Below are 12,429 nucleotides of genomic sequence, written 5' to 3' on the forward strand. Positions count from 1 at the left end.
CGTGGCGCGACACGCGAGGCGGCGGACCCCGGGCCCGCTGCGCACCCCCCTGCTGACCCGCGGAGGCAAGGCCGTGACGACGGCCCTCGGTATGGCGTTCTGCCTGGCCGCGGCGCCGGCCGTGCACGCGGCCGAGAGCGCCCGGGGCAGTGCCGCCGCCGGCGACCGGCCGACCCGGGCCCCCGACGCGCCCTGGACCAGCCGGGACGCGGCCGCCTACTGGACGCCCGAGCGGATGGCCGCCGCCGCACCGGCCGCGAAGGCCACCCCGGGCGCGGCGGGGTCCTCCGGGTCCGCCCCGGCCGCCCGGCCGTCCGGTGCCGCCGCCCGACTCCCCGCCACCGCCCGGCACTTCGACGGCATCCCGACCGTCGGCGTGCTGTTCTCGGTGGACGGCGACGCCCGGGCCCACCACTGCACCGCCAGCGTCGTGCACAGCCCCCACCGCAACCTGATCCTGACCGCGGGGCACTGCAATCCGGGCGACCGTGCCGCGTTCGTCCCGCAGTATCGTTCCGGTGCGCAGACCCAGCCGTACGGGGTGTGGGCGATCGACGAGTCCTTCGCCTACCCGGACCGCGGCACCACCGGCGACAAGTCCGACCTCGACTTCGCCTTCGCCACCGTCGAGCACGACGCGGACGGCCGCGCGCTGGAGGACGTCACCGGCGGCAACATCCTCGCCCCGACGCCCGGTTACACCAACGACGTCACCGTCATCGGCTACCCCACCGTCCGCAACGACCCGGAGGACCGTGCGGTGCGCTGCGTCACCCGGACCTCCCGGCTCGCCGGCACCGACCAACTCCGCATGGAATGTGGTGGTTTCTACGGTGGTACCTCGGGCAGCCCCTGGCTCGCCGGCTTCGACGAGCGGACCGGGACCGGCCGGGTCATCGGGCTGATCGGCGGCCTCAACGGCGGCGGCCCCAAGGGCCCGAACAGCGACCGGGTCTCCTACAGCCCCTACTTCGGGGCGAAGATCCTCAGCCTGTACGCCCGCGCGACCAAGGCCTGAGACCGGCCAGGGGCCAGGGGCCTGAGACCGGGCCAGGGGCCGGAGGCGGAGGCGCGCGCCCTCGGCGCAGCGCCTCCGTCACGCCTCGGCGCAGCGCCCCGGCCGGCCTCAGCGCAGCGCCTCCGTCACGCCCTTCTCGCGCGGGCCGAGGAACTGCGGGTCGGGCCGCAGCAGCGCGTCCGCCGCCGCCTTCCCGGCCGCGAAGATCTCCCGCACACCGCCGTACGCCCAGGTCACATCGCGCTTGGCAGCGACCCCGACCCCGTAGGAGTCGATCCCGGCCGCCGTGCACAGTGCGAGCGCACGCCGGATGTGGAAGCCCTGGCTGACCAGCACCGCCCGGTCCACGCCGAAGATCCGGCGGGCCCGGCTGCAGGAGTCCCAGGTGTCGAAGCCCGCGTAATCGCTGACGATCTTCCGGGCCGGGACGCCGTGGTGCAGCAGATAGCCGCGCATGGCGTCCGGTTCGTCGTAGTCGTGGCGGCTGTTGTCGCCGGTGACCAGGAGGGCCCGGACGGTGCCCCGCCGGTAGAGCGCGGCGGCCGCGTCCAGCCGGTGGGCGAGGTACGGGGACGGTTTGCCGTCCCACAGGCCCGCGCCGAAGACGATGGCGACCGGTGCGGCGGGGGCGTCGGCAACGGTCCGCACCCGGGGGCCCGCGGTGGCGTTCAGCCAGGTCGCCGGGGCCAGCGCGAGCACCGTGGCGGCCACCACGGCCTGAAAGGCGCGGCGTTGCCCGCGCCGGGTCCGCGGCAGCCGCAGCCGGGACACCCCGCCCTGTATGCGCCGCACCAGCCCTGCCACCGGCTCCCGCATGCCCCGCCCCGTCCCCGATCGCAAGTGATCGCAGCCGCTCGCACCCGGACCGGGCCCGACTGCATCTGATCGCGTCCGATCGCGATCGTGTCTGCAGGCACCGACGCCCACGGGCCGATGATGGTTGCACCGGCCGATGACGGGCAGTGCGGGGCGATGCAATGCGGCTGCAAGCCGGACGACCCCCATGGCCTACAACCCCCCGTGCCGTACGCCCCCACGCCGTACGACCCTGGAGAGGACCCCACCACCCGGGAGAGGACCGCGCCCCCATGACCACCGAGCCCGAGCGCCTGCCCTTCTTCGTCTACGGAACGCTGCTCCCCGGCCAGGCCAACCACGCCTGGGCGCTCCGCGGCCGGACCGCCCACGAGGAACCGGCCCGGATCGCCGGCGCCCTGCTCTACGACGGCCCCGGCTACCCGTACGCGATCCCCGGGCCGCCGGACGCGGTGGTGCACGGCGCGCTCGTCCACCCCCGGCCCGCCGATTACGACGAGGTACGGACGGTGCTGGACCGGCTGGAGGACTACGCCCCCGGCGACCCGCGCAACCTCTACGAGCGGGTGGTCACCGCCGCCGTCCGCCCGGACGGCCGCACCGTACGGGCCTGGGTCTATCTGGCCGCCGAGCCGCTCGCCGCCCGCCTGCGCACGACCGGCAGCCCCATAGCGGGCGGCGACTGGCTGGCCGCCCCCGCCGAGCGCGTCCCTCACCCGGTCGGTTCCGCGGCTCCCCACCACCCGGTGGGCTCCGGCACTCCGGCGACTAACCTGGAAGATCCCTCCCGTAGTACCGAGGGCCCTTCACCTACCGCAGAACAGGTCTGACCAGCGTGGCTTCCTCCCCGAACCCCTCCACCGACCGGCCGGCCGCCGGGCCGCTGCCCAAGGCGGAACTGCACCTGCACATCGAGGGCACGCTGGAGCCCGGACTGGCCTTCGCGCTCGCCCGGCGCAACGGCGTGCGGCTGCCCTACGCTACCGAGGACGAGCTGCGCCGCGCCTACTCCTTCGAGGACCTGCAGTCCTTCCTGGACCTGTACTACGCGCTGATGGCCGTGCTGCGCACCGAGGACGACTTCGCCGACCTCGCGCACGCCTATCTGGCCCGCGCCAAGGAGCAGGGCGTACGGCACGCCGAGATCTTCTTCGACCCGCAGGCGCACACCGCGCGCGGCGTCGCGATCGGCACGGTGATCGACGGCCTGGCCCGGGCGCTGGACGCCGCCGAGGAGACGTACGGCATCAGCACCCGGCTGATCATGTGCTTCCTCCGGGACGAGAGCGCCGAGTCGGCCCTGACCACCTTCGAGGCGGCCCGGCCGCACCTGCACCGGCTCACCGCCGTCGGGCTGGACTCGGCCGAGGTCGGACATCCGCCGGTGAAGTTCCGGGAGGTCTTCGCGCGGGCGAAGGAGGCCGGGCTCAAGTGCGTGGCGCACGCGGGCGAGGAGGGCCCGCCGGCGTACGTCTGGGAGGCCCTGGACGTCCTCGGCGTGGACCGGATCGACCACGGGGTGCGCTCCATGGAGGACGAGCGACTGGTCGCCCGCCTGGTGGCGGACCAGGTGCCGCTCACGGTCTGCCCGCTGTCCAACCTCCGCCTGCGGGTGGTCGACGACCTCGCGGACCACCCGCTGCCCGCGATGCTGGACGCCGGGCTGCTGGTGACCGTCAACTCCGACGACCCGGCGTACTTCGGCGGCTACGCGGACGACAACTTCACCGCCGTACGCGACGCCCTCGGCCTCGACGAGGCGACGCTGTGCACCCTCGCCCGCAACTCCTTCCGCGCGTCCTTCCTGGACGAGCCGACGCGCGAGCGCTACCTGAAGGAGATCGACGCCCACGAGGTCGCCACCAGGGAGAGCGACGCGGCGAGCGGCGGGGACAGTGCGGAGGACGGCGACGGCGCACACGGGGCGTGACGCCGACGCACCGGGGCCGTAACGCGTGACGCCGGCGCACACGGGGCGTCACGCCGGCGGCAGGCATACGGAACACGGAGTTCCCCACCACGAAACGGCAGCGCAACGCCCGGCTGCCACGCTCGGATCATGACGGTGCCGATACCGCAGCCCTCCGCCTCCGCCTCCTCCGCGCCGCTCGGTGCGGGCGAGCTCGCCGCCGAGATCACCGCCCAGCTCAGCAGAGGGCTCCGCACGGCCCGGCTGCGCGGCTTCCGCCCACCGCGCCCGGCCGCCCCCACCCTCGTCGCCGTCGCGCACGGCAGCCGGGACCCGCGCGCCCTGCCGGCCGTCCGCGCGCTCCTCGACCGGGTCCGTGCGCTCCGCCCCGGCCTCCCCGTACGGCTCGGGCACATCGAGCTCAACCGGCCGCTGCTCGCCGACACCCTCGCGGACCTCCGCGGCGACGCCGTCCTCGTCCCGCTGCTTTTCGGCCACGGCTACCACGTCACCCACGACCTGCCCGCCGCGCTCGCCGCCGCACCCCATCTGACCGGCCGGATCGCCGCGCCGCTCGGCCCGCACCCGCTCCTCGCCGAGGCGCTGCACGGCCGGCTGCTGGAGGCCGGCGCCGCCGCCGGGCCCGGGAGTACGGCCGTGGTCCTGGCCGCCGCGGGCTCCCGGGCCGCCCGCTCCGCCCGGGACACCGAGCACACCGCCCGCCTCCTCTCCGCCCGCCTCGGCGGCCTCCCGGTCGTCCCCGCCTATGCGTCCGCCGCCGCCCCGACCGTCGCCGAAGCCGTCCGGGCGCTGACCGCCGACGGCCACGAGCGGATCGCGCTGGCCGGCTGCTTCACCGCCCCCGGCCGCTTCGCCACCCAGTGCGCGGCCGCCGCCCCCGGTGTCGCCGCCGCGCCCCTGGGAGACCACCCCGCGCTGGCCCGCCTCGTACTGCACCGCTACGACCAGGCGCTCCTGACCCGCACCGGATCCGGTCCCGAAAGCATCCGGGCGGCTACCGTCGCTGTATGACGGGCACACGACCGACCATCACCGGCTACACCGCGGCCGATACCGAACGCTGGGTCCCCGAGCCCGACAAACGCCCGGGCCGCACCGCCTTCCAGCGCGACCGCGCCCGGGTGCTGCACTCCGCGGCGCTGCGCCGACTGGCCGGCAAGACCCAGGTCGTCACCCCCGGCACGCTCACCCACGCCTGGGACGCCAGCCCGCGCACCCGGCTGACCCACTCCCTGGAGTGCGCCCAGGTCGGCCGGGAACTGGGCGCCGCCCTCGGCTGCGACCCCGACCTGGTCGAGACCGCCTGTCTGGCGCACGACCTCGGCCACCCGCCCTTCGGGCACAACGGGGAACAGGCCCTCAACGAAGTCGCCGCGCCCTGCGGCGGCTTCGAGGGCAACGCCCAGTCGCTGCGGCTGCTGGCCCGTCTGGAGCCCAAGCGGTTCGTGCCCGCACCGGACGGCACGGCGCTCAGCGTCGGCCTCAACCTCACCCGCGCCGCCCTCGACGCCGCCACCAAGTACCCCTGGCCGCGCGGCGCGCACCCCACCGACCCGCACTCCCCGAAGTTCGGGGTCTACGAGGACGACCGGCCGGTCTTCGCCTGGTTCCGGCAGGACGCGCCCGACGCGGCCCGCAGCTTCGAGGCCCAGGTCATGGACTGGTCCGACGACGTGGCGTATTCGGTGCACGACGTCGAGGACGGGCTGCACGCCGGCCACCTCGACCCCAACCTCCTGCTCGCCGACGCCGAGCGCGCCGAGATCTTCGCGGTCGCCGCCGAGCGCTACGCCCCGGGCGCCGGCCCCGAGGAACTGGCCGCGGCGCTGGACCGCCTGCTGGAGCAGGAGTGGTGGCCGCACGGCTACGACGGCAGCGCACTCGCCCAGGCCCGCCTCAAGGACGCCACCAGCCAGCTGATCGGCCGTTTCTGCCTCGCCGCGGAGGGCGCGACGCGGGCCCGGTGGGGGAGCGGCCGGCTGACCCGGTACACCGCGGAGCTGGTGGTTCCGGCCGAAACCCGGCTCGAATGCGCCGTTTTGAAAGCGGTCGCCGACCGGTACGTGATGCAGCGCCCGGACCAGGAAGCCCTCCGCGCCGACCAGCGCATCGTCATCGCCGAACTGGCCGAGGCCCTCCTCGCCCGGGCCCCCGACGGCCTTGACCCGCAGTTCCGTTCGCTGTTCGAGGCGGCCCCCGACGACACCGCGCGGATGCGGGCCGTCATCGACCAGATCGCGGCCTTGACGGACACGACGGCCCGCTCCCTGCACGCCCGTCTCACCCGACGGCCCGGTAACGCGCCGGGCAACCCAGGGTGACCCTAGGGGGGAAGCCCCTCTTCCCCCCTCACGCTCCGTGCGGGACGCTCGAACCCGACCGTTGTCGAACGGCGAACAAAGAGAACCCCGCCAACACCGCACACATCTACGAGGGAAAGCACACCGGGACAGCGCATCGGGACGGCACACCCGGTCGGCACACGGGGGAAGGGACACCGGAAACACCACACCGGGGGCACATCGGGGGCGTTTACGGACGCGGACGCGGACGTACGGCACCGCAACGAGGAGGAAGCAAGTGGTCGACGCACACCAGACGTTCGTCATCGTCGGGGGTGGCCTGGCCGGGGCGAAGGCCGCGGAAACGCTCCGTTCCGAGGGCTTCACCGGCCGGGTGATCCTCATCTGTGACGAGCGCGACCACCCGTACGAGCGCCCGCCGCTCTCCAAGGGGTACCTGCTCGGCAAGGAGGAGCGCGACAGCGTCTTCATCCACGAACCCGCCTGGTACGCCCAGGCACACATCGAGCTCCACCTGGGCCAGCCCGCCGTCCACCTGGACCCGGCCGGCCGGACCGTCCGCCTCGGGGACGGCACCCTCATCGCCTACGACAAACTGCTGCTGGCCACCGGCGCCGAACCGCGCCGCCTGGACATCCCCGGCACCGGCCTGGCCGGCGTGCACCACCTGCGCCGCCTCGCCCACGCCGAGCGGCTCCGCGGCGTCCTGGCCTCCCTCGGCCGCGAAAGCGGCCGGCTGGTCATCGCGGGCGCCGGCTGGATCGGCCTGGAGGTCGCCGCCGCGGCCCGCTCCTACGGCGCCGAGGTCACCGTCGTCGAACCCGCCCCCACCGCCCTGCACGGCATCCTCGGCCCCGAACTCGGCGCCCTCTTCACCGACCTGCACCGCGAACACGGCGTCCGCTTCCACTTCGGCGCCCGCCTCACCGAAATCGTCGGCCAGGACGGCATGGTCGTCGCCGTCCGCACCGACGACGGCGAGGAACACCCCGCCCACGACGTGCTCGCCGCGATCGGCGCCGCCCCGCGCACCGCCCTCGCCGAACAGGCCGGCCTCGACCTCGCCGACCCCCAGGCCGGCGGCGGCATCGCCGTCGACGCGGCGCTGCGCACCTCCGACCCGTACGTCCACGCCGCCGGTGACGTCGCCGCCGCCGACCACCCCCTGCTCGACACCCGCATCCGGGTCGAGCACTGGGCCAACGCCCTCAACGGCGGCCCGGCCGCCGCCCGCGCCATGCTCGGCCAGGACATCAGCTACGACCGCGTCCCGTACTTCTTCTCCGACCAGTACGACGTCGGAATGGAGTACTCCGGCTACGCTCCGCCCGGCTCGTACGCCCAGGTCGTCTGCCGTGGCGACGTCGCCAAGCGGGAGTTCGTCGCCTTCTGGCTCGCCGCCGACGGCCGGCTGCTGGCGGGCATGAACGTCAATGTCTGGGACGTCGCCGAGACGATCCAGCAACTCATCCGCAGCGGTGCCCCGTTGGAGCCCGCCGCGCTGGCCGATCCGGATGTTCCGCTCGCCTCGCTGCTCCCGTAGCGTGCGCCCATGACGCAGAGCCCCAGCGGCCCCAGCGGCCCCAGCGGCCACCCCCGCCCCGCCGGCCCCGGCGCCCCGGACACCGTCACCCTCGACGACGTCCGGGACGCCGCCCGGCGGCTGGCGGGCGTGGCCCACCGCACGCCCGTCCTGCGCTCCCGCACCCTCGACGCGCTGACCGGCACCGAGGCCCACCTCAAGTGCGAGAACTTCCAGCGCATCGGCGCCTTCAAGTTCCGCGGCGCCTACAACGCCCTCTCCCGGCTCGCCCCCGACCAGCTCGCCCGGGGAGTGGTCGCCTACTCCTCCGGCAACCACGCCCAGGCCGTCGCCCTCGCCGCCCGCGAACTCGGCAGCCACGCCGTCATCGTGATGCCCGAGGATTCCCCGCGCTCCAAGACGGACGCCACCGCCGGCTACGGCGCCGAGATCGTCCGCTACGACCGCTACACCGGCGACCGGGCCGCCCTCGCCCAGCAGCTCGCCGAGGACCGCGGACTGGCCCTGATCCCGCCGTACGAGCACCCGCACATCATCGCCGGCCAGGGCACCGCCGCCCTGGAACTCCTGGAGGAGACCGGTCCGCTCGACGCGCTCCTGGTGCCCGTCGGAGGCGGCGGCCTGATGGCCGGCTCGGCCACCGCCGCCACCGCCCTCGCCCCCGGCATCCGCATGATCGGCGTCGAGCCGACGGCCGGCGACGACACCCGGCGCTCACTGGCCGCCGGCCACCCCGTCACCATCCCCGTCCCGCGCACCATCGCCGACGGCCAGGCCGTCGACACCCCCGGCGCCCTGACCTTCGCGATCAACCAGCGCCTCCTCGACTCGGTGGTCCTGGTCACCGACGACGAGATCCGCGCCGCCATGACGTTCGCCTTCGAACGACTGAAGATCGTCACCGAGCCCAGCGGCGCCAGCGCCCTGGCCGCCCTCCTCGCCGGCAAGGCCGGTCCGCTCCCGCCCCGCACCGGCGTGATCATCTCCGGCGGTAACATCGGCCTGGACCGGTTCCTGGCGGTCATGGCGGGCGCGGACGGCTGACGGCCCGACTGCGATCCAGGGGGAATCCGGCCCCGCCGCGGTGACCTGGCCCGATGCCCGCCGCCCCGTGCCCGGCCGGCCCGGCCGCGAGGCCCACGCGGCCGGGACTGTCCGACCCCGGCCGTAGAATTCACGCGTGGCAGGCAGGATCAACGATGACGATGTGAAGGCGGTACGGGACGCGGTCCCGATCGACGCCGTCGTGTCCGAGTACCTCCAGCTCCGCAACGCCGGCGGCGGCAACCTCAAGGGCCTCTGCCCCTTCCACGACGAGAAGTCCCCGTCCTTCCACGTCAGCCCCGCCAAGGGCCTCTACCACTGCTTCGGCTGCCAGGAGGGCGGCGACACCGTCGACTTCATCATGAAGATCGACCACCTCTCCTTCGCCGAGACCATCGAGCGCCTCGCCTCCCAGGCCGGCATCACCCTGCGCTACGAAGAGGGCGGCTACACCCCCGGCCGCCAGCAGGGCGAGCGCACCCGCCTGGTGGAGGCCCACAAGGCCGCCGCCCAGTTCTACGTCGACCAGCTCGACAGCCCCGAGGCCGAGATCGGCCGCCGCTTCCTCGCCGAGCGCGGCTTCGACCAGGCCGCCGCCCAGCACTTCGGCGTCGGCTACAGCCCGGCCGGCTGGGACCACCTCACCCGCTTCCTGCGCGGCCGCGGCTTCAGCGACAAGGAGCTGATCGTCTCCGGCCTCTCCCAGGACAGCCGCAGCGGAAAGCCCATCGACCGCTTCCGCGGCCGCCTGATGTGGCCGATCCGCGACATCGCTGGCGAGGTCGTCGGCTTCGGCGCCCGCAAGCTCCGCGACGACGACAACGGCCCCAAGTACCTCAACACCCCCGAGACCCCCCTGTACCGCAAGTCCCAGGTCCTCTACGGCATCGACCTCGCCAAGAAGGAGATCGCCAAGGGCAACCGCGCCGTGGTCGTCGAGGGCTACACCGACGTCATGGCCTGCCACCTGGCCGGCGTCACCACCGCCATTGCCACCTGCGGCACGTCCTTCGGCGAGGGCCACATCAAGATCCTCCGCCGGCTGCTGATGGACAACTCCGGCTCCGAGGTCGTCTTCACCTTCGACGGCGACGCCGCGGGCCAGAAGGCCGCCCTGCGCGCCTTCGAGGACGACCAGAAGTTCGCCGCGCAGACCTCCATCGCCATCACCCCCGGTGGCATGGACCCCTGCGACCTGCGCCTCCACAAGGGCGACGACGCCGTCGCCGACCTCGTCGAGTCCCGCACCCCGCTCTTCGAGTTCGCCCTGCGGCACGTCGTCTCCCGGCACAACCTCGACACCGCCGTCGGCCGGGCCGCCGCACTCGACGAGGCCGCGCCCATCGTGGCGAACATCAAGAACAGCTCCATCCAGCACGAATCCGCCGTCCAGCTCGCCGGCATGCTCGGCATCCTGGACACCCAGTTCGTGGTCAAGCGGGTCGCCCAGCTCGCCCGCTGGGCCCGCGAACGCGGCCGCGACGGCACCGGCCCCGACCAGGGCCGCCGACCCCGCCCCGGCACGGCCCCGGCCGCCGCGGAACCGCCCCGCCCGGCCGTCCCGCGCGGCCCCGCGCTCAACCTCCGCAGCCCCGCCCACCGCGTCGAGCGGGAGCTGCTCAAGCTCGCGCTGCAGCGCCCCGACCTGGTCTCCCCGGCCTTCGACGCCTACGGTGCCGACGAGTTCACCGCGCCGCCCTACGCCGTGGTCCGCCAGTGCATCGAGGAGGCCGGCGGCGCCACGGCCGGTGCCGCCGACAACGGCTACATCGCCCGGGTGCGCGAGGCCGCCCCCGACGACACCGTCCGCGCCATGATCACCGAACTCGCCGTCGAGCCCCTGCACACCCGCCGCGACCCCGACGAGGCCTACGCCGGCGTCCAGTTGGTCACGGTCCGCCTCGCCGCGGTCAACCAGCGCGTCACCGAAATCCGCGGCACCCTCCAGCGCCTCGGCCCCCGCGCCGACCCCGACCACCTGGCCGCCGTCCAGAACGAACTCTGGGTCCTCCAGCAATACGGCCAATCCCTCCGCGAACGCGGCTACGCGGCGCTGTAGCAGGCGACTGAGCCGGGGATCCCGACCGGAGCCCCGACCGGGGTCCCCGACCCGGAACAACCCCACCGTGCCGCTACGTTGTGGACCCGCAGGGGGCCCTCGCGACCCTTACGGGATGCGTTCGAACGCCCCGTAGGGGCCCCCGAGCCCCACCGCGCCCGCCCAACGCTTCCCCCACGCCCCCGCCCCCTGGCCCCGCCCCCGGCTCCTCCCGGCCGAGCCACCCCGTAACACCCCGCGGTAGCCGTCCGGTCACGGACCGGACTCAAAAAGTGGTCGCACGCCCCTCGTGGCGGGAGTGTGTCGTACTCCACACTGAGGAGCGGTGCCTGAGTCCTCGGAGCGCGGCGGGTCCGGGCGTACGCCCCCGGAAACCCCCGCGGAACCGCTCTTGACGTACGGGACGGACGGCGGCTCGGCCGCAACCGTACCCGGCCTTTCTGCCGCCACCGCAGCGATCACCCTGGAGGTCGCCCCCGTGCAGACCCAGACCCTCGCCGACGAGTCCCTCACCGTCCCGCAGCAGGCCGAACCCCCCGCCGCCGAAATGCTCCTGACTCTCGCCCCGGACGCCGTCGCCCCCGAGCCCGCCCCCGACCCGGAGCCCGGACCGGCCCTCTCCGGAGAGCCCGACGGAGACGCAGACGCAGACGCGGCCGCAGGAACGGAAGCGGAGGCCGAAGCCGAAGCCGAACGCGAACCGGAAGCGCAGCCCGAGCCCGAGCCCGAGCCCGAGTCCGTACCGGCGCCGCGCGCCGACACCAGCACCGGCCCCTCCTCCGACCTCTTCCGTCAGTACCTCCGCGAGATCGGCCGGATCCCGCTGCTCACCGCCGCCGAGGAGGTCGAACTCGCCCGCCGTGTCGAGGCCGGCCTGTTCGCCGAGGAGAAGCTCACCAACACCCCCGACCTGTCCTCCCAACTCGCCTACGACCTCGACCGGTTGGTGGTCCTCGGCCGGATGGCCAAACGCCGGCTCATCGAGGCCAACCTCCGCCTCGTGGTCTCCGTCGCCAAGCGCTACGTGGGCCGCGGCCTGACCATGCTCGACCTCGTCCAGGAGGGCAATCTCGGCCTGATCCGGGCCGTCGAGAAGTTCGACTACGCCCGCGGCTACAAGTTCTCCACCTACGCCACCTGGTGGATCCGCCAGGCCATGTCCCGCGCCCTCGCCGACCAGGCCAGGACCATCCGCGTCCCGGTCCACGTCGTCGAGCTGATCAACCGCGTGGTGCGGGTCCAGCGCCGGATGCTCCAGGAACGCGGCTACGAGCCGACCCCCGAGGAGGTCGCCACCCACCTCGACCTGACCGAGGAACGCGTCAGCGAGGTGCTCCGGCTGGCTCAGGAACCGGTCTCGCTGCACGCCCCGGTCGGCGAGGAGGAGGACGTCGCGCTCGGCGACCTCATCGAGGACGGCGATGCCGCCTCACCCGTCGAATCCGCGGCGTTCCTGCTGCTCCGCGAGCACCTCGACGCGGTGCTGTCCACCCTCGGCGAACGCGAACGCAAGGTCGTCCAGCTCCGCTACGGCCTGGCCGACGGCCGCCCCCGCACCCTGGAGGAGATCGGCCGGATCTTCGGCGTCACCCGCGAACGGATACGGCAGATCGAGTCCAAGACCCTCAACAAACTCCGCGACCACGCCTTCGCCGACCAGCTCCGCGGCTACCTGGACTGAGCCACCACCTACCCGGCCGCCGGCCGCCGGCCGCC

Annotated in this window: 8 protein-coding genes and 2 pseudogenes; 9 read left to right on the forward strand and 1 reads right to left on the reverse strand. The window is 74.1% G+C overall.

Annotated features, from left to right (window positions below; genetic code table 11):
* The first annotated feature begins 1 nt into the window (after nucleotide 1).
* Nucleotides 2-1,018 carry a trypsin-like serine peptidase gene (locus ACGF4C_RS19355; protein WP_393567694.1) on the forward strand — a complete coding sequence of 339 codons (1,017 nt, stop codon included), beginning with the start codon at nucleotides 2-4 and terminating at the stop codon, nucleotides 1,016-1,018.
* A gap of 108 nt (nucleotides 1,019-1,126) precedes the next feature.
* Here the strand turns inward: ACGF4C_RS19355 and ACGF4C_RS19360 are convergent, their stop codons facing one another.
* Nucleotides 1,127-1,834 (reverse strand): vancomycin high temperature exclusion protein, encoded by a 708-nt coding sequence (locus tag ACGF4C_RS19360; protein ID WP_393567695.1) that lies wholly within the window; start codon nucleotides 1,832-1,834, stop codon nucleotides 1,127-1,129.
* Nucleotides 1,835-2,106: 272 nt separating this feature from the next.
* Between ACGF4C_RS19360 and ACGF4C_RS19365 the strand changes: the two are divergent.
* The 8 genes and pseudogenes from ACGF4C_RS19365 to ACGF4C_RS19400 all read left to right on the forward strand — a co-directional run.
* Nucleotides 2,107-2,526: pseudogene (locus ACGF4C_RS19365) on the forward strand (gamma-glutamylcyclotransferase family protein); the annotation flags it as partial.
* A 134-nt stretch (nucleotides 2,527-2,660) separates the two neighbouring features.
* Nucleotides 2,661-3,686, forward strand: a pseudogene (locus ACGF4C_RS19370) (adenosine deaminase); the annotation flags it as partial.
* Nucleotides 3,687-3,893: 207 nt separating this feature from the next.
* Nucleotides 3,894-4,775 carry a sirohydrochlorin chelatase gene (locus ACGF4C_RS19375; protein ID WP_393567697.1) on the forward strand — a complete coding sequence of 294 codons (882 nt, stop codon included), beginning with the start codon at nucleotides 3,894-3,896 and terminating at the stop codon, nucleotides 4,773-4,775.
* Nucleotides 4,772-6,085 carry a deoxyguanosinetriphosphate triphosphohydrolase gene (locus ACGF4C_RS19380; protein WP_393567699.1) on the forward strand — a complete coding sequence of 438 codons (1,314 nt, stop codon included), beginning with the start codon at nucleotides 4,772-4,774 and terminating at the stop codon, nucleotides 6,083-6,085. The genes ACGF4C_RS19375 and ACGF4C_RS19380 overlap by 4 nt, the downstream gene beginning before the upstream one ends.
* A 259-nt stretch (nucleotides 6,086-6,344) precedes the next feature.
* Nucleotides 6,345-7,610 (forward strand): NAD(P)/FAD-dependent oxidoreductase, encoded by a 1,266-nt coding sequence (locus tag ACGF4C_RS19385; RefSeq protein WP_388961395.1) that lies wholly within the window; start codon nucleotides 6,345-6,347, stop codon nucleotides 7,608-7,610.
* A gap of 9 nt (nucleotides 7,611-7,619) precedes the next feature.
* Nucleotides 7,620-8,654: a pyridoxal-phosphate dependent enzyme gene (locus ACGF4C_RS19390; protein ID WP_393567701.1), complete on the forward strand. Its 1,035-nt coding sequence runs from the start codon at nucleotides 7,620-7,622 to the stop codon at nucleotides 8,652-8,654.
* 136 nt (nucleotides 8,655-8,790) lie between these two features.
* A complete protein-coding gene (gene dnaG / locus ACGF4C_RS19395; protein WP_393567703.1) occupies nucleotides 8,791-10,713 on the forward strand; it encodes a DNA primase in 1,923 nt (640 codons plus the stop codon).
* Nucleotides 10,714-11,038: 325 nt separating this feature from the next.
* A complete protein-coding gene (locus ACGF4C_RS19400; RefSeq protein WP_393567704.1) occupies nucleotides 11,039-12,394 on the forward strand; it encodes an RNA polymerase sigma factor in 1,356 nt (451 codons plus the stop codon).
* Nucleotides 12,395-12,429: the final 35 nt, after the last annotated feature.

This window comes from Streptomyces sp. NPDC048197, from assembly GCF_043202395.1.
GTDB classification, from domain to species: domain Bacteria; phylum Actinomycetota; class Actinomycetes; order Streptomycetales; family Streptomycetaceae; genus Streptomyces; species Streptomyces siderophoricus.